This is a genomic window from Phenylobacterium montanum, assembly GCF_018135625.1.
GTDB classification, from domain to species: Bacteria; Pseudomonadota; Alphaproteobacteria; order Caulobacterales; family Caulobacteraceae; genus Poindextera; species Poindextera montana.
Genome location: NZ_CP073078.1, coordinates 1,059,053 through 1,078,145, shown reverse-complemented (window position 1 = coordinate 1,078,145; position 19,093 = coordinate 1,059,053). Strand labels below are relative to the sequence as shown.

18 protein-coding genes are annotated in these 19,093 nt (G+C 69.1%); 9 read left to right on the top strand and 9 right to left on the bottom strand.

What is annotated here, in order from left to right:
- Positions 1–193: 193 nt before the first annotated feature.
- From KCG34_RS04915 to KCG34_RS04905, 3 genes are read left to right on the top strand one after another with little or no spacing between them, the layout of a single operon-like run.
- A complete protein-coding gene (locus tag KCG34_RS04915; RefSeq protein WP_211939277.1) occupies positions 194–2,383 on the top strand; it encodes a TonB-dependent receptor in 2,190 nt (729 codons plus the stop codon).
- On the top strand, positions 2,383–3,123 hold the full coding sequence (locus tag KCG34_RS04910; protein WP_211939276.1) for a tetratricopeptide repeat protein: 741 nt from the start codon (positions 2,383–2,385) through the stop codon (positions 3,121–3,123). Before KCG34_RS04915 ends, KCG34_RS04910 begins: the two co-directional genes overlap by 1 nt.
- Complete coding sequence (locus tag KCG34_RS04905) at positions 3,120–3,800, top strand: Fe2+-dependent dioxygenase (protein WP_211939275.1); 681 nt, start codon at positions 3,120–3,122, stop codon at positions 3,798–3,800. The genes KCG34_RS04910 and KCG34_RS04905 overlap by 4 nt, the downstream gene beginning before the upstream one ends.
- Here the strand turns inward: KCG34_RS04905 and KCG34_RS04900 are convergent.
- Together KCG34_RS04900 and KCG34_RS04895 are read right to left on the bottom strand one after the other, a co-directional pair.
- The gene (locus KCG34_RS04900) at positions 3,797–5,611 is read right to left on the bottom strand and encodes an aminopeptidase P family protein (RefSeq protein ID WP_211939274.1); all 1,815 of its coding nucleotides are present in this window, start codon (positions 5,609–5,611) and stop codon (positions 3,797–3,799) included. The genes KCG34_RS04905 and KCG34_RS04900 overlap by 4 nt on opposite strands.
- A gap of 41 nt (positions 5,612–5,652) precedes the next feature.
- Positions 5,653–6,519, bottom strand: coding sequence for a 50S ribosomal protein L11 methyltransferase (locus KCG34_RS04895; RefSeq protein ID WP_211939273.1), 867 nt, complete (start codon positions 6,517–6,519; stop codon positions 5,653–5,655).
- A gap of 78 nt (positions 6,520–6,597) precedes the next feature.
- Between KCG34_RS04895 and KCG34_RS04890 the strand changes: the two genes are divergently transcribed.
- Positions 6,598–7,404: an arylamine N-acetyltransferase family protein gene (locus tag KCG34_RS04890; protein ID WP_211939272.1), complete on the top strand. Its 807-nt coding sequence runs from the start codon at positions 6,598–6,600 to the stop codon at positions 7,402–7,404.
- A 122-nt stretch (positions 7,405–7,526) separates the two neighbouring features.
- Positions 7,527–8,225, top strand: coding sequence for an Hsp20/alpha crystallin family protein (locus KCG34_RS04885; protein WP_211939271.1), 699 nt, complete (start codon positions 7,527–7,529; stop codon positions 8,223–8,225).
- On the opposite strand, the gene KCG34_RS04880 is transcribed toward KCG34_RS04885, so the two are convergent.
- The 4 genes from KCG34_RS04880 to KCG34_RS04865 all read right to left on the bottom strand — a co-directional run bounded on the left by KCG34_RS04880 (position 8,215) and on the right by KCG34_RS04865 (position 11,966).
- Entirely contained in the window at positions 8,215–8,637 is a 423-nt protein-coding gene (locus tag KCG34_RS04880; RefSeq protein ID WP_211939270.1) for a cupin domain-containing protein, read from the bottom strand. The two genes, KCG34_RS04885 and KCG34_RS04880, sit on opposite strands and share 11 nt — an antisense overlap.
- Entirely contained in the window at positions 8,634–10,943 is a 2,310-nt protein-coding gene (locus KCG34_RS04875; RefSeq protein ID WP_249138223.1) for an ATP-dependent helicase, read from the bottom strand. Before KCG34_RS04875 ends, KCG34_RS04880 begins: the two co-directional genes overlap by 4 nt.
- An 80-nt stretch (positions 10,944–11,023) precedes the next feature.
- On the bottom strand, positions 11,024–11,239 hold the full coding sequence (locus tag KCG34_RS04870; protein WP_211939269.1) for a ribbon-helix-helix domain-containing protein: 216 nt from the start codon (positions 11,237–11,239) through the stop codon (positions 11,024–11,026).
- Between the two features lie 142 nt (positions 11,240–11,381).
- Complete coding sequence (locus KCG34_RS04865; RefSeq protein WP_211939268.1) at positions 11,382–11,966, bottom strand: DUF3617 domain-containing protein; 585 nt, start codon at positions 11,964–11,966, stop codon at positions 11,382–11,384.
- A gap of 135 nt (positions 11,967–12,101) precedes the next feature.
- Between KCG34_RS04865 and KCG34_RS04860 the strand changes: the two genes are divergently transcribed.
- Positions 12,102–12,380, top strand: a complete 279-nt coding sequence (locus tag KCG34_RS04860; protein ID WP_249138222.1) for a GNAT family N-acetyltransferase — start codon at positions 12,102–12,104, stop codon at positions 12,378–12,380.
- Positions 12,381–12,428: 48 nt separating this feature from the next.
- On the opposite strand, the gene KCG34_RS04855 is transcribed toward KCG34_RS04860, so the two are convergent.
- Entirely contained in the window at positions 12,429–12,812 is a 384-nt protein-coding gene (locus KCG34_RS04855) for a hypothetical protein (RefSeq protein ID WP_211939267.1), read from the bottom strand.
- Positions 12,813–12,949: 137 nt separating this feature from the next.
- On the opposite strand from KCG34_RS04855, the gene KCG34_RS04850 reads away from it, so the two are divergent.
- Positions 12,950–13,465 (top strand): glutathione peroxidase, encoded by a 516-nt coding sequence (locus KCG34_RS04850; RefSeq protein WP_211939266.1) that lies wholly within the window; start codon positions 12,950–12,952, stop codon positions 13,463–13,465.
- 12 nt (positions 13,466–13,477) lie between these two features.
- On the opposite strand, the gene KCG34_RS04845 is transcribed toward KCG34_RS04850, so the two are convergent.
- Together KCG34_RS04845 and KCG34_RS04840 are read right to left on the bottom strand one after the other, a co-directional pair.
- Positions 13,478–14,446, bottom strand: coding sequence for a cell wall hydrolase (locus KCG34_RS04845; RefSeq protein ID WP_211939265.1), 969 nt, complete (start codon positions 14,444–14,446; stop codon positions 13,478–13,480).
- Between the two features lie 412 nt (positions 14,447–14,858).
- The gene (locus KCG34_RS04840; RefSeq protein WP_211939264.1) at positions 14,859–15,452 is read right to left on the bottom strand and encodes a TetR/AcrR family transcriptional regulator; all 594 of its coding nucleotides are present in this window, start codon (positions 15,450–15,452) and stop codon (positions 14,859–14,861) included.
- 68 nt (positions 15,453–15,520) lie between these two features.
- Here KCG34_RS04840 and KCG34_RS04835 point away from each other — a divergent pair, with 68 nt between their 5' ends.
- Both KCG34_RS04835 and uvrB read left to right on the top strand, forming a co-directional pair.
- Entirely contained in the window at positions 15,521–16,510 is a 990-nt protein-coding gene (locus KCG34_RS04835) for an alpha/beta hydrolase family protein (protein ID WP_211939263.1), read from the top strand.
- A 191-nt stretch (positions 16,511–16,701) separates the two neighbouring features.
- Entirely contained in the window at positions 16,702–18,969 is a 2,268-nt protein-coding gene (uvrB, locus tag KCG34_RS04830; RefSeq protein WP_211939262.1) for an excinuclease ABC subunit UvrB, read from the top strand.
- The last annotated feature ends 124 nt before the right edge of the window (positions 18,970–19,093 follow it).

Below are 19,093 nucleotides of genomic sequence, written 5' to 3'. Positions count from 1 at the left end.
CGCCCATACCCTTGCTCCAGATCAATCCGCTCGTCGCCGCGACAGGGGAAAGGGGGCGTCTCGCAGAGACGTAAGGAACCCATAACGCGGCGGTGAAAATGCGAAGCGTTCGCATTTTAGCTTGACCGCCTCGTCGGGATTGCTACGACCCTATCTGCGAACGGTTCGCATTTGCAGATTTCAAGGTTACGTCATGCCCGCCCAAGCCGCCCCGTCGCCCCGCACCCGCCTCCGCAACCGCGTACGCGGCGGGGTAGGGCATACGGGCGTGTGCCTGGTCTCGGCCCTGAGCGCAGCGCCGGCCTTGGCGGATGCGGCCAAGGACATGGCCGACGCCCCGGCCCAGTCGGTGGTGGTGACGGCGCGCAAGCCGACCCTGACGGCCCTGTCGCAGAAGATCCAGAACACCGCCCAGACCATCAACGTGCTGCCCCAGGCGGTGCTGCACGAGCAGGGCGTGGCCAATCTGCAGGAAGCGCTGAAGAACGTGCCGGGCGTGACCCTGAACGCCGGTGAGGGCGGGGCGCACGGGGATACGGTGAACCTGCGCGGCTTTCCGGCCAATGACGACTTCTTCCTCGATGGCCTCAGGGACACCGGCTACTACACCCGCGACAGCTTCGACCTCGAGGCGCTGGAAATCTACAAGGGGCCAGCCTCGACGTTGTTCGGGCGCGGCTCGACCGGCGGTGTGATCAACCAGGTCACCAAGATCCCTCATCTCGGCGAGAGCCTGGGCGCGACCCTGACCGGCGGCACGAATAGCGAGGCGCGCGGGACGGTGGACGCCGACTATGGGATCGGCGACGACGCGGCGGTGCGGCTGAACGCCATGGGCCAGCGTTCGGCGGTGGCGGGTCGCGACCGCGTGCTGAACCGGCGCTGGGGTGTGGCGCCCACAGCGGCGATCGGCCTGCATGGGCCGACCAGCCTGGTAGTCAGCTATCTGCACCAGGAGGAGAACAACATTCCTGACGCGGGCGTGCCCTATGTGGGCGACGCGCCGGCGCCGGTGCCGCACAACGCCGATTTCGGCCTGCCGGCCGACGACCGCACCAAGGCCGATGTCGACATCCTGACCGCCAAGCTGACCCACGATTTCAGCGACGCCCTGTCTGTCAGCGAGATGGTGCGCTACGCCAACTACGGCTTCGTCTCGCGCATCACCGAGCCGCACTATGGCGTGGTGTTCACGGCGTCCGGCTCGCCGACCTGCACCGGCTCGGCGCTGCAGCCAGCTGGAACCCCGCTGTCGCAGATCCTGGTCTGCCGCGACCGGCCCAGCTCCCAGGGCGTGGTGCGGACGGCGATGAGCAACACCCAGCTCACCTACAAGACGGTGACCGGCCCTCTCAGCCACAGCCTGATCCTGGGGCTTGAGCTGGACCAGGAAAGTTCGCACCAGGTTCGCTTCGCCAACCAGATGTCGGCCATCGCCCCGACTTCGCTCCTGGATCCCAATCCGAACGAAGCCTTCCCCGGGACCCAGACCACAATTTCCAGCCGCAGCAATGTCGACACCCAGACGGCGAGCGCCCTGGTTGGCGACACCATCGACGTCGGACGCTTCACGCTGACCGGGGCTGTGCGCTTCGACCGCTTCCACGCCCGGGCGCTCAGCGGGGCCGAGCGCACCGACGAGATCGCCACGCCGCGGGCCTCGATCGTCTACAAGCCGGCGAACTGGGCCAGCCTCTATTTCTCCTATGGCACGTCCTATGACCCCTCGGCCGAGAACCTGTCGCTCTCGACCACCACCGCCCAGCTGGCGCCGGAGAAGGACCGCACCTACGAGGTCGGGGCCAAGGCCCAGGTGCTGCATGAGCGGCTGTCGCTGACGGCGGCGGCGTTCGACACCGAGATGACCAACGCCCGGGTGACCGATCCGGTGAGCCGGGCGATCTCGCTGTCCGGCGACCTGAGGGCGCGGGGGATCGAGCTGGGGGCCTCCGGCTATCTGACCAAGCACTGGGAGATCCTGGCCGGCTATACCTATCTGGATGCAGTGACGGTGAGTTCGACGGCGGCGGCGACCGCAGGCACGCCCAGCCCGGTCGGCCACAGGCTGCCCAACACCGCCCGCAACCAGGCCAATCTCTGGACCACCTACGAATTCCCGAACGAGATCGAGGTCGGGGCCGGGGTCAACTATATGGGCCAGCGGGCGGCCGACGCCGGCGGGCTCGCCTATATCCCGGGCTATGTCACCCTGGACGGCATGGTCAGCTGGCAGGTGACCGAGCATGTAGGGCTGCAGCTGAACGGCTACAACCTGACCGACAAGTTCTACTACACCAACGACTACTTTTCCTCGGCGATCGAGAACCACGTCGTTCCGGGCGCCGGTCGCACCGTGCTCGTGACCGCTACCTTGAAATACTGATGGCCGGGTCAGGCGCGTCGGACCTGGTGGAGGTCATGGTCGGGGCCCTGGTGGCCATGAGCCCCGAGCGGCTGGCCGCGGTGCTGGGCGATACGCCCGAGCGCTCGGCGCCTTGGGTGCGGGCCGCCGCCGAATGGGGCCTGGCCGAGGCCCAGCTGCGCTATGGGCGGATGCTGCTGGAGGGGCAGGGCGTGACGCGCGATCCGGCCCAGGCCTTGGCCTGGTTCGAGCTGGCGGCCGAGGGCGGCGAGGGCGAGATTCAGGCCGAGGCCCGCAACATGGTCGGCCGCTGCCGCGAGAACGGCTGGGGCGCGCCGGCCGATCCGGCGATCGCGGCGGAGTGGTACAGGCTGGCGGCCGAGGCCGGCTCGGCCTGGGCGCAGTACAATCTGGGCCACCTGCTGCTGGACGGGCTGGGCGTGCCGCGAGATCCCAAGGCGGCGCTGACTTGGTATCGCCGCGCGGCCGAGCAGGGTCATCCCCGGGCGATGAACCTGGTGGGGCGTTGCCTGGAGCAGGGCTGGGGCGCGCCAAAGGACCCTGCCGCTGCGCGTGACTGGTACCGGCGCTCGGCCGAGGGCGGCTATTTCCGCGGCCAGTTCAACTACGCCAGCGTGCTGCGGGCCGAGGGACGGCTGGAGGAGGCGGACGCCCTGTTCGCTGCCGCCCTGGCCGGCGCGCCCGCGATCAGCCGCGGGGCCATGACCGAGGCGCTGGCGCGCTTGAAGGAGGCCGCATGATCCTGATCGTTCCCGAAGTGCTGTCAGCCGCCGATGTCGCCGCCTGCCGTGACCGGCTGGAGGCCGCAAGCTTCATCGACGGCAAGGTGACCGCCGGCGCGCAGTCGGCCGAGGCCAAGCAGAACCTGCAGCTGCCGCAGGATGCGCCCGAGGCCAAGGCGCTGGGCGAGCTGATCCTGGACCGGCTGGGGCGCAATCCCGCCTTCATCTCGGCCGCCCTGCCGGCGCGGGTCTATCCGCCGCTGTTCAACCGCTATGAGGCGGGCATGGGCTTTGGCGACCATGTGGACAACACCATCCGCTATGGCGAGGGCGGGCGGCGTTATCGGACCGACCTGTCCTGCACCCTGTTCCTGAGCGAGCCCGACGAATACGACGGCGGCGAACTGGTGATCAGCGGGCCGATCGGGGCCGAGGCGTTCAAGCTCGCCGCCGGCGACATGGTGCTCTATCCCGCGACCACGGTGCACCAGGTGACGCCGGTGACCCGCGGGGCGCGCTGGGCCTCGTTCTTCTGGGTGCAGTCCATGGTCCGCTCTGGCGAGCAGCGCGATCTTCTATGGGAGTTGGACCAGGCGGTGATGGACGCCCGGGCGCGCCTGGGCGACGGCGACGAGACCGCGATCCGCCTGACCGGAACCTATCACAACCTGCTGCGGATGTGGGCCGAGGCCTAGATCGGCGCGCAGGCCTCGGCCAGCCAGGCGCGAGCCTCGCCGTCGAGCTTGGGACCGATCGTGTCCAGCACCTTGGCGTGATAGGCGTCGAGCTGGGCGATCTCCTCGGCGGTCATCAGGCTCTTGTCGACCAGGCGGCGATCGATGGGAGCCAGGGTCAGGGTCTCGAAACCGTGCATGGGCCGTTCGCCGCCCGGAATCGGCTCGGCCTCGGTGACCACCTGCAGGTTCTCGATGCGGATGCCGTATTCGCCGGCCTTGTAGTACCCGGGCTCGTTGGAGAGGATCATGCCGGGCTTCAGGGCCACGCTGTTGGGCGCCTTGGCGATGCGCTGCGGGCCCTCGTGGACGCCGAGATAGCTACCGACACCGTGGCCGGTGCCGTGGTCGTAGTCGAGGCCCGCCTGCCAGAGGGCGGCGCGGGCCAGGATGTCCAGGGCCGAGCCGGTGGTGCCGGCCGGAAAGCGCACGCGGGCCAGGGCCAGGTGGCCCTTGAGCACCAAGGTGAAGCGCTGGCGCATCTCCGCGGTCGGCTCGCCGATCGCGACAGTGCGGGTGACGTCGGTGGTGCCATCCATGTACTGCGCGCCGGAATCCACCAGGAGCAGCGAGCCGGCCTCGGTGCGCTTGTTCAGCCGCTCGGTCGGGCGGTAGTGGACGATCGCGCCGTTGGAGGCGGCTCCGGCGATGGTGTCGAAGGACAGGTCCTTCAGCGCGCCGGTCGCCTCGCGGAAGCCTTCCAGGGTTTCGACCACCGTGACTTCGTCGGGCAGGCTGGCCTGGGCCTCGGTCGCGGCCCAGTGCAGGAAGCGGGTCAGGGCGGCGCCGTCGCGGATGTGGGCCTGGCGCGTTCCCTCGATCTCGACCGCGTTCTTGCAAGCGCGCGGCAGGGCGCAGGGGTCCGCGGCGCGGACCACTTTTGCGCCCGCGTCTTCCAGGGCCGAGAAGTACCAGGCGGAGGATTGGGCCGGGTCGATCAGCACCTGGCGGTCTTTCAGTTCAGCCAGGGCGCCGGCCAGGGCCTCGGGCGATTCCAGGCGGACGCCGTTGCCGAGCCAGGCCAGGAGGTTTTCCGAGACCTTGTCGGGATCGAGGAACAGACGGGCCGTGCCGTCTGCGTTCAGGATCGCCTGGGCCAGGGGCAGGGGGCTGCGGATCACGTCGCCGCCGCGGACATTGAACAGCCAGGCGATCGAGGCGGGGGCGGTCAGGACCGCGGCGTCTGCGCCGGCCTCGGTCAGGGCCGCGCCGATCCGCTGGCGCTTGCTCTCGGAGCTTTCGCCCGAGAATTCCAAGGGCTGGGGCACCACCTTGGCCTTGGGCTGCGCCGGCCGCTCGGCCCCCCAGGCCTGGTCGAGGGGGTTGGCTTCGACGGCCTTCAGGGTCGCGCCGGCCTTGGCGGCGGCGGCGCGCAGGCGGTCGAGGGCGTCGGGGCTGTGTAGGCGGGGGTCGTAGCCGATGGTCTGGCCGGCCTTGGCGGCGTGCTCGAGATAGGCCGGGACGCCGCCTTCGACGAGATCGAGGATCTCGAACAGTTCGTGATCGACCTGGTCGCGCACCTGCAGGGTGTAGCGGCCGTCGACGAAGACGGCGGCCTTGTCGGCGAAGATCACTGCCGCCCCGGCCGAGCCGGTGAAGCCGGTGGCCCAGGCCAGGCGGTCGTTGGCCGCCGGCAGGTATTCGTTCTGGTGCTCGTCCTCGTGCGGGACGAGGAAGCCGTCCAGGCCCTGGGCCTGCATGGCCTGGCGGATCAGCGGGACGTGGCGCGGGCCGAAGGACGGATCGGTGGTTTCGTCGAAGGTCTGGAGCATGAGCGGATTTCTAGCCGTCCGCGCACGCCGCCGCCAGGGGGCTAACCCCGCCGCAGCACCAGGGTGGCCCAGGCGTCGCGGTGGATGCGACGGACTACGTGGAAGCCCTTGGACAGATAGGCGGCGCGCACCATCCGCTCCTGGGTGCGTAGCAGGCCGGAGAGGATAGCGAGGCCTCCCGGCTTCAGGGCGCCGTGGATGTCGTGGGACAGGTGGACCAGCGGCCGGGCCAGGATGTTGGCGAAGACCAGGTCGTAGGGGGCGCTGGCCCGCACCCGGGCGTGGCCCAGGCCCGAGGCGTGGACGAAGCGGGCGCGAGTCTGGTTGACGGCGGCGTTCTCGCGGGCGATGCGCACCGAGACCGGGTCGATGTCGGTGCCGACGCAGGCGCGGCTGGCGGTGCGGGCGGCGGCGATGGCCAGGACCCCGGTCCCGCAGCCGACGTCGAGCACGCGCGCGAAGCGATGGGCTTTGAGCAGCCGGTCATAGGCCAGCAGGCAGCCCACCGTGGTGCCGTGGTGGCCGGTGCCGAAGGCGGCCCCCGCCTCGATGCGCAGGTTGACGGTGTTGGCCGGGACCCGGCCGCGGTCGTGGACGCCGTAGATGAAGAAGCGGCCGGCGCGCACCGGCGGCAGGCCGGAGAGGGCCATGGCCAGCCAGTCGGCGTCGGCCAGGACCTCCTGGGTGACCTTGAGGGTCGGGAAGCCGGTCAGGACGGCCTTCAGGCCCTCGGTCTCCTCGGTCGAGGTGGGGAAGGCGTCGATGCGCCAGATTCCCTTGTCCTCGTCCTCCTCCAGGATCGAATAGGTGGCGCCCTCCAGCATCGGGTCGCTGTCGATGGCGACGGCGGCGGCCTCGGCGTCGGCGCGGGGGCCGCGGGCGATGATCTGGTAGGCGGGGTCGGTCATGGCGGGCTTAGTAAGGGCAAACCTCGGCCATGGAAATGCCGTCGCTGCGCCTATATGTGCCTGCGGGGAGGGCCGCAAATGAGCCTGGATCTGGACGCCTATTTCGCGCGCATCGGCTATACCGGGCCGCGCGAGCCGACCCTGGCGGTGCTGAGGCGGCTTCACACGCTTCAACCGGCGGCGATTCCGTTCGAGAACCTGGATCCGCTGCTGGAGCGGCCGGTTCGGCTGGACCTGGACAGCCTGCAGGAGAAGCTGGTTCGCGGGCGGCGCGGGGGCTACTGCTTCGAGATCAACGGCCTGTTCCGGGCGGTGCTGGAGCAACTCGGGTTTGAGCTTTCCCCGCTGATCGCGCGAGTGCGCTGGATGGCCCCGCCGGAGCGGCCGGAGGGGCCGCGCAGCCACACGCTGATGCGGGTCGAACTGCCCGAAGGGCCGTTTCTGGCCGATGTCGGCTTCGGCGGTTACCTGGTCGCCGAGCCGCTGCGTTACGAACTGAACGTGGAGCAGGAAACTCCCGGGGGTCGTCACAGGATCATCGCTGACGGGCCGCTCCACACCCTGCAGGTGCTGCTGTCGTCCGGCTGGCAGGATGTCTATCGCTTCACCCTGGAGCCGGCGGTCCAGGCCGACTACGAAGCCGGCAACTGGTGGACCTCGACCCACCCGACCTCGCTGTTCCGCAACGCGCTCCTGATGGAGCGGCTGACGCCGGAAGCGCGCTACAGCCTGCTCAACAACCGGCTGATCGAGCGGCGGGATGGGGAGGCGCGCGAGCGGCTGCTGGCCAGCGCGGCCGAACTGGGCGCGGTGCTGGACGATTTGTTCGGGCTGACGACCCCCGAGCCGATCGAAGCGGTGTGGGCGCGGCTGCCCCCGGGATAAATCAACCTTTGCGGGAAAATCAAAATAACTTGATTCAGGTTGTAGCGGACCTGTGACCTGGGGCGCCTATGATCCGGGGCGGGCGCGGGAGGCGCCTTTATCTCCAGACCCGGGAGTTTCCAATGGCTGACCATCTCGAATCGCAAGCCGCCCAGCGGCCTGAAACGGCGGAGAAGACGGCCCAGACCAAGACCGCCGCCGGCAAGCCCGCCGAGGGCGAACGCCGCAGTTTCGCTGACAACGGAGCGGGCTCGCCGCTCGGACTGCAGGTCGCGCATCGCACCGCCGAGGCGGGGAAGCGAGCCGCTCAGACCGGGGCGCCCGCGGACCTTCTGGAGTTCTGGCGCGCGCCGTTCGACAGCCTGCCAGCGATGCAGATGGAGGCGGGGCGGCTGTTCGACGAGTTCTGGCGCTCGGCCATGGGCCTGGGCGCGCTGCCGGCGATGCGGGCCACACAACCCTTCGCCGGCTTCAGCCCGGGCAGGCTGTTCGGCCAGCCGCCGGTCGACCTGACCGAAACCGACGCCGCCTACAGCTTGGCGCTGGAGGTTCCGGGCATGACCCTCGCTGACCTCGACCTGGCCGTCGAGGGCGACAACCTGGTGGTCTGCGGCCACAAGAGCGAGGAACACAAGGACGCCACCACCACCTATCGCCTGAGCGAGCGCCGTTTCGGCCGCTTCGAGCGGCGGTTCCCGATTGCGGCGGACGTGAACCGCAGCGCGATCGAGGCCAGCTACAAGGACGGGGTGCTGCACATAACCCTGCCGCGCAAAGCCACGGCGGAGAAGGCGCGGTCGCGGATCGCGATCAAGGGGTAGGTTCGAACCCTGGCGGCGCCAGTTCGAACCCGGCGAAGTCGAAGCCGGGGGCGACGGCGCAACTGACCAGGGTGTAGTCGCCGAGGGAGCGGGCGGCCTGCCAGGCGCTCTCGGGGACCACGCCCTGGGGTGTTTCGCCGGATTCTATGCCTGGTCCTAGGCTTAGGGTGCGCAGGCCGGTCCCATCGTGGATCTTCAGCTCCAGCGGCGCGCCGCGATGCCAGCACCAGATTTCGACCGCATCGACCCGGTGCCAATGGCTGGCCTCGCCGGCCTTGAGCAGGAACAGGATGGCCGTGGCGGCGGGCCGCCGGCCGTCCGGGGACGGCGCGCGGAAGGTTTCGGCGTACCAGCCACCTTCCGGATGGGGCTGAAGGCCGAGGGCCGCGATCAGGCGGTCGGCTTCGCTCACGCCTTCTCCACGAAGCTGTCGATGACCTTCTTCTCGCCGGCCTTGTCGAAGCTGACGGTGAGCTTGTTGCCTTCGATGGCGCGGACGAAGCCGTAGCCGAACTTCTGGTGGAACACCCGGTCGCCGCGGGCGTAGGCGCCGCTGGCGGAGGGTTCGGAGACCGCCACCAGCCGCCCATCGCCCTCGATCACCGGCTGGCGCGAGCCGCCGCCGGCAGAGCCGCGGGTCTGCGCCCGCCGCCAGCCGGGGCTGTCGTAGCTGGAGCGGAATGCGGGGGCCTCGTCCCACCGGCTCTTGGGCTCCTGCATGCCCGGCCCGCCGCCATAGTAGCCGGTCTCACTGGAGGCCTCGACGTGGGCGATGGGCAGTTCGTCGACGAAGCGGCTGGGCAGCTGGCTGGTCCAGCGGCCGTAGACCTGCCGGTTGGCGGCGAAGGTGATGCGCGCGTCCTCGCGGGCGCGGGTGATGCCGACATAGGCCAGGCGCCGCTCCTCCTCGAGGCCCTTCTCGCCCTTCTCGTCGATGCTGCGCTGGGAGGGGAACACGCCTTCCTCCCAGCCGGGCAGGAAGACCAGGGGGAACTCGAGGCCCTTGGCCGCGTGCAGGGTCATGATCTGCACGGCGTCTTCCGAGGCGCCGCGGTCCAGGTCCATGACCAGGGAGACGTGCTCCAGATAGGCCTGCAGGTTCTCGAAGGCGGCCATGGACTGGACCAGCTCCTTCAGGTTCTCCAGGCGGGTCTGGCTGGTGGGGCCCTTGTCGAGACGCAGGGCGTCGGTATAGCCGCTCTCCTCCAGCACCATTTCCAAAAGCCGCGCGTGGTCGGTGGTGTCCCTGAGCGAGCGCCAGCGGTCGAGATCGCGCAGGAAGTTGGAGAGGGCGGTGCGGGTGCGGGCGGCCAGCTCGTCGGTGTGCACCAGGGCGCGGGAGGCGACCGCGACCGACAGGCCCTGGCCGCGCGCGAGTTGCAAGAGGCGCGAGACGGTGGTGTCGCCGATGCCGCGCTTGGGCACGTTGACGATGCGCTCGAAGGCGAGGTCGTCGTCCTCGGACTGGATCAGGCGCAGATAGGCGTGGGCGTCGCGGATCTCGGCGCGCTCGAAGAAGCGCGGGCCGCCGATCACGGTGTAGGGGATCTGCAAGAGCACGAAGCGCTCTTCGAAGGCGCGCATCTGGAACGAGGCGCGCACCAGTATGGCCATGTCGCGGAAGCGGCGGCCCGCGCGTTTGGCCCGCTCGATCTCGTCGGCCACCAGGCGGCTCTCGGCCTCGCCGTCCCAGACCCCGCGCACCTGGACCTTCTGGCCGCCCTTGGCCTCGGTCCACAGGGTCTTGCCCAGGCGGCCCTTGTTGGCGGTGATCAGGCCCGAGGCGGCGGCCAGGATGTGCTCGGTTGAGCGATAGTTGCGCTCCAGCCGGATCACCTCGGCGCCGGGGAAGTCGCGCTCGAAGCGCAGGATGTTGTCCACCTCGGCGCCGCGCCAGCCATAGATCGATTGGTCGTCGTCGCCGACGCAGCAGATGTTCTGCCGGTTCTGGGCCAGGAGGCGCAGCCACAGGTACTGGGCGACATTGGTGTCCTGGTACTCGTCGACCAGGATGTAGCGGAAGCGGTCGTGATAGTCGGCCAGCACGTCCGGGTTGGCGGTGAAGATGGTGATGTTGTGCAGCAACAGGTCGCCGAAATCGCAGGCGTTCAGCACCCTCAGCCGTTCCTGGTACAGCTTGTAGAGGGCCGCGCCGCGGTTGTTGGCGAAATGCGCGCCCTCGGCCGGCGGCAGGCGCTCGGGCGTCCAGCCCCGGTTCTTCCAGTGGTCGACCAGGCCGGCGAAGTTGCGCGGGGTCCAGCGCTTGGGGTCGATGTTCTCGGCTTCCAAGAGCTGTTTGATCAGCCGTTCCTGGTCGTCGGTGTCGAGGATGGTGAAGTTGGACTTCATCCCCACCAGCTCGGCGTGGCGGCGCAGGATCTGGGCGGCGATGGAGTGGAAGGTGCCCAGCCAGCGCAGGCCCTCGGCCTGGGGACCGACCATTGCGGTGGTGCGCTCGCGCATTTCGCGCGCGGCCTTGTTGGTGAAGGTGACGGCCAGGATCTGCCACGGCCGGGCGCGGCCGGTGGCCAGAATCTGGGCCAGGCGGCTGGTGAGCACCCGGGTCTTGCCTGTGCCGGCGCCGGCCAGCACCAGCACCGGCCCCTCGATCGCCTCGACCGCCCGGCGCTGCTCGGGGTTCAGCCCGTCGAGGTGCGAGGCGGCGGGGGCGGCGACCCGGGCGAGGTCGCTGATGCGGGGCGTAGGGATGTCGGACAAGCTGATGGACCAGAAACAGGAAGAATCTGGAACATATGTAGCACGTTGGCGGCCCGACAGAAGCGCCGGCGCCTGAGAGCTCAGCCGCCGTTGCGGGCCCAGGCGAGGGCGGCGACGCGGCAGGCCGAGGCCAAGGGGCGATCGGCGCGGCCGGCGTCGATGTCGACGATCAGGCCAGCCAGGCTCATCGCCCGGGCGGCGGCCATGGCGCTAAGGGCCTCCCAGAACTCGGGCTCCAGCGCCAGCGAGGTGGCGTGGCCGGACAGACTGATGGATCTCTTACGAAGACGCGGCACGAACGAAATCGAGGTCCAAGGCGGTCGCCGCAACGCCTATCGCCGCGGCTGAGACGGGCCTGCGCCGAGGTTTGACACAGGCGTCCGGGTCAACGCGCGGCTCAGGCGATGGTTTCATATAACCGTTGACAGCCCCGGCCGATCAACCGCCGGCGCGGTCCAGCATGTTCATCTTCATGCCGTTGGACATGATCATGTCGCCGGGCTTCTGGTCGGCTGTGCAGGGGCCGAGCCAGGTGGCGGTCATGGTCATCTTGTGCTCGCCATTGGCGGCCGCGGTCGCCGCGCCGGTGATCTTGGAGTCGATCATGGTCTGGTAGCTGGAATTGAAGTCGCCGGTGACGGTTCCGGTGGTGGTGCTCCGGCCCGCCTCGCCCATGTCGCAGCTGGCTGTGAAGCTGAACGATCCGTCCGGATTGCGGGTGAACTGAGGCGGGCTGCAATGGTTGCGGCTCATTTCCTGGCCGACCATGGACAGCTTGGCTTGGCTGGCGTCGTCGAGGCACATTTCGGTGGCGGGCATGGCGGGGCCGCCGGCCATGGACATGGTCTGGCGCCAGAGGCCGGCCTTGCGGTGCGGATAGGCCGCCGCCTGGGGCGCGGGGGCTGCGGACACCGCGGCCGAGGCCGCCGCCGGGGCCGCGCTGGAGGCGACGACCGGCCTGTTGCAGCCGGCCAGGGGCGTCAGGGCGGCAAAGCTCAGGGCGGCCAGGATCCAGGGGCGCATGACGGTCTCCTCCCGTGCGGCCGGTCTGTCGCCGGGCCGTGCTCGATGACACAATTCGAACGCCAGAATCTGGCCAAGATCAATCGCATTGGCAGCCCAGGGTAGGGCGCTGCATGCAAGGCGGGAGCTGAAACCTTGGCCGACCAGTCCGTGACCGACAATCAGGGCAAGAGCCGCTTCGAGCTGGCGGTCGACGGCCAGGTCGCCTTCGCCGACTATTGGCGCGACGGCGACCGCCTGGTGATCCCGCATGTGGAGACCCCGCAGGCCCTGCGCGGCCATGGCGTCGCCGCACGGCTGATGGAAGGGATCGTGGCCCACGCCCGCGAGGCGGGCCTGAAGATCGTGCCGGTCTGCACCTATGCCCAGGCCTGGATGCGCCGGCATCGGGAGCACGAGGATATCCTCGCATAGAGAGAACCCTTCCCCGGCGGGGAAGGGTTCTGAAGGCGTTGTCCTGACTTACCAGGGCCGGCGTTCGTCGTTGTGCCTCAGCCAGTGGATTTCGTCGTTCAGCCGGTCCAGGCGGCCGGCGAGCGAGGCGCGGGCGCGACCGTCGAGGCGACCGCCGCTGCGGTAACGGGCGCGCTCGAAATCGTGACGGATGCGGTTCAGCTGTCCCTGGACCCGGCGGAATTCGTGGCGGTCGAGCGAGCCGTCGGCGCGGCCGCGATCGATGCGGTCCTGGGTCCAGTCGATGCGGCGGTCGATCTCCCAGCCCTCATGGCGCTCAGCGGCCCCGTAGCCGGGAGGCGCCGGCGGGCCGTAGGGCTGGGCCAGGGCCGGCGCGGTCATTGCGGTGGTCGCCGCCAGGGCGGCGATCAGGGGCAGGCAAGCTCTCTTCATGGCGAAGTCTTTCATTGAAGCCCCCTTCGGCGGGTTGAACGCGCGAAGCGATCAAGCGTTGCCGCAGAGCGGTCGTTTGCAAACTACAGGCCGCACGATAGCGTTGAAGACGCATCATCGAGCACAGGAGAGGAATCATGGCCGCCAGCCTGCAGGAGATCAGCGTCAATCATATCGATGGCTCGCCGGGCTCCCTGGGCGAGTTCGCCGGCAAGGTGGTGCTGGTGGTCAATGTGGCGTCGAAATGCGGCCTGACCCCGCAGTATGAGGGCCTGGAGAAGCTCTATGAGGCCTATCGCGGCCGCGGGCTGGTGGTGGCGGGCTTCCCCGCCAACGAGTTCGCCGGCCAGGAGCCGGGGAGCAACGCCGAGATCGCCGCCTTCTGCGAGACCAGCTTCGGCGTCACCTTCCCGATGTTCGAGAAGATCGTGGTCAAGGGCGAGGGCCAGCACCCGCTCTACAAGGCCCTGACCGCCGCGGTGACCGAGGCGGTGGGCGCGCCGGACAATGCGCCCAAGACCGGCGAGGTCTCGTGGAACTTCGAGAAGTTCCTGGTGAACCGCCAGGGGGCCGTGGTCGGCCGCTTCTCGCCTGTGGTCAAGCCGGACGACCCGCGGCTTGTTGCGGCGATCGAGGCGCAGCTGGACGGGTAGGGGCGGGGCTGGTCAGGCCCCGCTGTCGGCTTTCTTGGGTGCTTCTGTCTTGGGCTGAGACGCGGACTCGGCCGGCTTTGCGGTCGGGGCGCTCTGCGGCGTCGGCTGGGCCACGGTGGCGCTGGCCAGGATGTACTGGCCGCCGGCTCGGGCGCCGTCGGCCGAGGCGGTCTGGATCGGCGGCGGGGCGGCTTGGCCGGCGTCTTCCGGCGTCGAGCCCTGGGGCTGACCCTTGAAGCTGGCCGGGGCGCCATTGTAGCCGCCGAAGCGATAGAAGACGTGCAGGCCGACCTGGGCCACGCGCAGCAGGCCAGGGCCCCAGCCCGGATCCGCGCCGACCGCGTGGAAGTGGGTGGCGTTGCCGACGGCGGGCATGACGAAGCCGGTCAGGGCGCGGGCGGCGACCTGCTCGGCCCGGCGCCAGGCCTCGGCCTCCTTGGGCCGGTGCATGGAGCCGTCGCAGGCGAAGCTGAACTGGCAGCCGTCCTGACTGACGCCCTGGAACACCACGCCGCAGACCGACTTGGGGAAGCCCGTATGGCGCACGCGGTTCAGCACCACCTGGGCCACGGCGGCCTGGCCGGCGGCCGTCTCGCCGCGGGCCTCGTAATAGACCGCGTCGGTCAGGCAATCGAGGTCGCGGGCCGACTGCAGGGTGTCGGCGGTGGGCAGGCGGAAGGGCCGTGCAGCGGGGCCGGCGGCGGCCGGCAGGCTGACGCGCATTACGCTCGGGTGCGCCAACGCCTGGGCGGCGGGGGTGACCCCGGCCACAGCGGCCGGCGAGGCGATCTGTAGATTGGTCGGAGCGTCATGCGCCGCGGCTGAAAGCGGGTCGTGGCGCTGGGCCAGGGCGACGGCGCCCGGGGCCATGCCCTGGGTTTCGGCGCGCAGGGCGCCTTCGGAAAACTGACGCGCAGCCGCATTCGCCAGGCGCGCGGCGCGCAGATGGTCATCGGATGATCGGGCGGACGCCCCAGCCATGTAGGCGCCGCCCAATACGAGGCCGACAGCGGCCCCAGCGACGAGGCCACCTGTCAGCGCGCGCGCATCCGCTCGCGCTAAATCTGTAAAAATCAAACCTTACGTGTCCTATTCGGCGAGGGCGAACACGCCCCCCGACATCGACGTTTCAAGTCGCCTGCATCCCGCTAGACGCCTCAAAACGGGCGCTCGGCCGCAACACGGTTGGCCAAGACGAACGCTAATTCCGCGAGGTTTATGGCGCCTCTATGACCGAGTCGCAACCCCATGCTGCACTGCACCATGGTGTCAAGCGCCGCATTAAGGATTTTTTCACACATTTTTTCGCATTGTTTCAATGCGTTATCGGCGCGCCTTGGCCCTTGGTCGAAGGCGCGTTTGGCCTTGGACAAAATGTGGATAAGTCGCCGGATCAGCCCCTGGTGGCGGCGGACACCACCGCCTCGACGATCTCCTCTCGAGTCAGGGGCTCGGTCATGAACGGCTTGAAGCGGCCGGCGCCGTCGAGCGCCAGAAAGCCGTAGAGGGTCGACCAAAGGGTGATGGTGCGCGCCTTGACGGTCTTGTCGTCGGCCGACGGGTCGGCGCCCTCCACGGCGCGCCACAACAGGTAGTAGGACTGATTGGCGGCCGGGACCATCACCGCAGGCACCTTGCCGGGAGCCAGGAGGTCGCTCTCGAACATCAGCTTGAAGAGGCCAGGGCGGCGCGCGGCGAAGTCAACATAGACCAGGCTGGCCCGCCGCAGCCGCTCGCGCCCGTCGCCAGGGGCGGCGAGGGCGGCCTCGTAGCCGGCGTTAAGGTCCTCGAACCCGCGCGCAGCCACGCAGGCCAAGAGCTCGTCGCGGTCGGCGAAGTGGCGATAGGGCGCTGCGCGGGAGACTCCGGCCTGTTCGGCCAGTTCGCGGAGTGAGACGGCCTCGGCGCCGGCCTGTTCGACCACGGCCAGGGCCGCCTCGATCAGGGCGCGGCGCAGGTCGCCGTGGTGGTAGCCGTCCTTGCTCATGGGTGAATGTTGACACGTCTAACATTGGAGCGCAAATGTCAGCGCCGTCAACATTGCCGGAGATCGCCATGCTCAACCGCCTCGCCCTGATCGGCCTATTGGTCCTCGCGCCGGCGCTCGTGCGGGCCGCCGAGCCTTCGGCCAATGTCGGCTTCGATAGCGCGACCGTGCCCTCGGGCGCCGGGCCGGCGTTCGAGATGCTGGTCTGGTATCCGACCGACGCGGCGGCCAGCCCGCAGCGGTTGGGCGGCTGGACCCAGGCGGTGGCGCCGGGCGCCGCGCCTGCGCCGGGGCGACATCCGCTGGTGGTGATCAGCCATGGCAACGGCGGCTGGGCCGGCGGGCACTACGACACCGCCCTGGCCCTGGCCCATGCCGGCTTCGTGGTCGCGGCCCTCACCCACCCCGGCGACAACTACGAGGACATGAGCCGCCAGACCGACATGCCCGACCGGCCGCGCGACCTGCACCGGCTGATCGACTTCATGCTGGAGGCCTCGCGGGAAAAAGACGCCATAGACCCGGCGCGGGTGGGGGCGTTCGGCTTTTCGGCCGGCGGCTTCACGGTGCTGGTGGAGGCCGGGGGCGTGCCGGACTATTCGACCATCCGGCCGCATTGCGACGCTCTGCCGGACAATTTCGACTGCAAGCTGTCGCGCATGACCGGCAAGCTGGACGCCCCGCCGCCGCCGGCCTCGGCCTGGACCCACGATCTGCGGGTCAAGGCGGTGGTCTCGGCCGCGCCTGGGCTGGCCTTCACCTTCCTGCATGGGGGACTGAAGGGGGTGACGGTCCCCGTGCAGATCTGGCGGGCCGAGTACGACCACGTGCTGCCCAGCCCCGACTATGCCGAGGCCGCCCGCGACGCCCTGCCGGGGCCGGCGGACTATCATGTGGCGAAGAACGCCGACCACTACGACTTCCTGGCCCCCTGCAGCGCGGACATGGCCAAGCGGCTGCCGGAGATCTGCACCTCGCGCCCGGGATTCGACCGGGTGAAGTTCCACGAGGACTTCGACGCGGCGGTCGTGGCGTTCTTTCAGAGGGCGATCGGGTAGGGGGCGTGGTTCGAGACGGTCGCTTCGCGCCCTCCTCACCATGACGTGGTCTTGAGTATGCGAAATTCGTCATGGTGAGAGCGACCCTCGGGGGCGCGTCTCGAACCACGCACTCCTCCCGCCATCCTGCTGACACAACCCTGTCAGCAGGCCCACTAGCCAGGGCGCGGCTGGGCGCCTAACTTCCTCCCATGCCCAGCGACATCCAAAATCCCGGCGTGGGCGAGGTTTCCGCCCGGTTCATGCATGACGCTCCGGACCTCGCGCCCGCGCTGTGGACGCCGCACCGGCCGGCGCGGCCGGAGAAGTCGGAGGGGGGGCGGCGGTTCCGGGTGCAGTCGGACTATGAGCCGGCCGGGGACCAGCCGACCGCCATCGCCGAGCTCGTCGCCGGGCTGGAGGGACGCGAGCGCGACCAGGTGCTGCTGGGCGTCACCGGTTCGGGCAAGACCTTCACCATGGCCAAGATCATCGAGGCCACCCAGCGCCCGGCCCTGATCCTGGCCCCCAACAAGACCCTGGCCGCCCAGCTCTATTCCGAGTTCAAGTCGTTCTTTCCCGACAACGCGGTCGAGTATTTCGTCAGCTATTACGACTACTACCAGCCGGAAGCCTACGTCCCGCGCACCGACACCTACATAGAGAAGGACAGCTCGATCAACGAGCAGATCGACCGCATGCGCCACTCGGCGACGCGGGCGATCCTGGAGCGGGACGACGTGATCGTGGTCGCCTCGGTCTCGTGCATATACGGCATCGGCTCGGTGGAGACCTACACCGCCATGACCTTCACCCTGGAGGTGGGGCAGAAGGTCAATGAGCGCCAGTTGCTGGCCGACCTGGTGGCCCAGCAGTACAAGCGCAACGACGCCGCCTTCGAGCGCGGCACGTTCCGCCGCCGCGGCGACGTGATCGAGATCTTCCCCGCCCACTACGAGGACCGCGCCTGGCGCGTCTCCATGTTCGGCGACGAGGTCGAGGCGATCATGGAGTTCGACCCCCTGACCGGCCGCAAGACCGCCGACCTGCCGGCGGTCAAGATCTATGCGAACAGCCACTACGTCACGCCGCGCCCGACCCTGAACCAGGCGACCAAGGCGATCCGCGAGGAGCTGAAGCAGCGCCTGGACTGGCTGATCGCCAACGGCAAGCTCTTGGAAGCCCAGCGGCTGGAGCAGCGCACCCAGTTCGACCTGGAGATGATCGAGACCACCGGCTCCTGCGCCGGCATCGAGAACTACAGCCGCTACCTCACCGGCCGCCGCCCGGGCGAGCCGCCGCCGACCTTCTTCGAATACATCCCCGACAACGCCCTGTTGTTCGTCGACGAGAGCCACCAGACCACGCCGCAGATCGGGGCCATGTACCGCGGCGACTATCGCCGCAAGTTCACCCTGGCCGAATACGGCTTCCGCCTGCCCAGCTGCATGGACAACCGCCCGCTGAAGTTCGAGGAGTGGGACGCGATGCGGCCGGACAGCGTGTTCGTCTCCGCCACCCCCGGCCCCTGGGAGATGGAGCGCGCCGGCGGCGTCTTCGCCGAGCAGGTGATCCGCCCCACCGGCCTGATCGACCCGCCGGTGGAGATCCGCCCGGTGGCCAAGGACGGCGCATCCCAGGTCGACGACGTGATCGCCGAGGCCCGCGACGCCGCCCGGCGCGGCTATCGTACCCTGGTCACCGTGCTGACCAAGAAGATGGCCGAGGACCTGACCGAGTACATGCACGAGCAGGGCCTGCGCGTGCGCTACATGCACTCCGACGTCGACACCCTGGAGCGGATCGAGATCATCCGCGACCTGCGCCTGGGGGCCTTCGACATCCTGGTCGGCATCAACCTGCTGCGCGAGGGCCTGGACATCCCCGAATGCGGCCTGGTGGCGATCCTGGACGCCGACAAGGAGGGCTTCCTGCGCTCGGAGACCAGCCTGATCCAGACCATCGGCCGCGCCGCCCGCAACGTCGACGGCAAGGTGATCCTCTATGCCGACCACCTCACCGGCTCGATGGAGCGGGCCATGGCCGAGACCGCCCGGCGGCGGGAGAAGCAGAACGCCTATAACATGGAGCACGGCATCACGCCCGAGAGCGTGAAGAGCCACATCAAGGACATCCTCGCCAGCCCCTACGAGCGCGACCGGGTCACCGTGCCGGCCGGGGTGGCCGAGGACGCCAAGCCGTTCTTGGGGAGCAACTTCCAGACCACGCTCAAGGACCTGGAAGCCAAGATGCGCGAGGCCGCCGCCAACCTGGAATTCGAAACCGCCGCCCGCCTGCGCGACGAGATCAAGCGCCTGAAACTGATGGACCTGGAATTCGCCAACGACATCCTGACCCCGGGCGGCGAGGCGGTGGACCGGAGCGCGCCGAAGCAGATGCGCGCGGCGGCGAGGGCCGAGGCGGCGGAGCGGTTCCGGAAGGGCGGCAAGCCGAAGGGCGGGAAGTGGCGGCCGGGGTAGGGGGGTTGCTTGATGTGGTTGGTTTTGGGGAATTGTGCTCCTGTCCCCAGAATTTCCCGAATTTCAGAATTTCCCCGGATTTCTGTAGCCACAAAAAATCTTGACCCATAGAATAAATGTCGTT

What these genes read in the sequence shown, in the direction of transcription:
- KCG34_RS04845 (WP_211939265.1), bottom strand. Translation starts at nt 14,446, where the DNA reads ATGGCTGGGGCGTCCGCCCGATCATCCGATGACCATCTGCGCGCCGCG.
- KCG34_RS04895 (WP_211939273.1), bottom strand. Translation starts at nt 6,519, where the DNA reads ATGACCGACCCCGCCTACCAGATCATCGCCCGCGGCCCCCGCGCCGAC.
- KCG34_RS04910 (WP_211939276.1), top strand. Translation starts at nt 2,383, where the DNA reads ATGGCCGGGTCAGGCGCGTCGGACCTGGTGGAGGTCATGGTCGGGGCC.
- uvrB (WP_211939262.1), top strand. Translation starts at nt 16,702, where the DNA reads ATGCCCAGCGACATCCAAAATCCCGGCGTGGGCGAGGTTTCCGCCCGG.
- KCG34_RS04850 (WP_211939266.1), top strand. Translation starts at nt 12,950, where the DNA reads ATGGCCGCCAGCCTGCAGGAGATCAGCGTCAATCATATCGATGGCTCG.
- KCG34_RS04835 (WP_211939263.1), top strand. Translation starts at nt 15,521, where the DNA reads ATGCTCAACCGCCTCGCCCTGATCGGCCTATTGGTCCTCGCGCCGGCG.
- KCG34_RS04855 (WP_211939267.1), bottom strand. Translation starts at nt 12,812, where the DNA reads ATGAAGAGAGCTTGCCTGCCCCTGATCGCCGCCCTGGCGGCGACCACC.
- KCG34_RS04900 (WP_211939274.1), bottom strand. Translation starts at nt 5,611, where the DNA reads ATGCTCCAGACCTTCGACGAAACCACCGATCCGTCCTTCGGCCCGCGC.
- KCG34_RS04885 (WP_211939271.1), top strand. Translation starts at nt 7,527, where the DNA reads ATGGCTGACCATCTCGAATCGCAAGCCGCCCAGCGGCCTGAAACGGCG.
- KCG34_RS04840 (WP_211939264.1), bottom strand. Translation starts at nt 15,452, where the DNA reads ATGAGCAAGGACGGCTACCACCACGGCGACCTGCGCCGCGCCCTGATC.
- KCG34_RS04865 (WP_211939268.1), bottom strand. Translation starts at nt 11,966, where the DNA reads ATGCGCCCCTGGATCCTGGCCGCCCTGAGCTTTGCCGCCCTGACGCCC.
- KCG34_RS04905 (WP_211939275.1), top strand. Translation starts at nt 3,120, where the DNA reads ATGATCCTGATCGTTCCCGAAGTGCTGTCAGCCGCCGATGTCGCCGCC.
- KCG34_RS04890 (WP_211939272.1), top strand. Translation starts at nt 6,598, where the DNA reads ATGAGCCTGGATCTGGACGCCTATTTCGCGCGCATCGGCTATACCGGG.
- KCG34_RS04915 (WP_211939277.1), top strand. Translation starts at nt 194, where the DNA reads ATGCCCGCCCAAGCCGCCCCGTCGCCCCGCACCCGCCTCCGCAACCGC.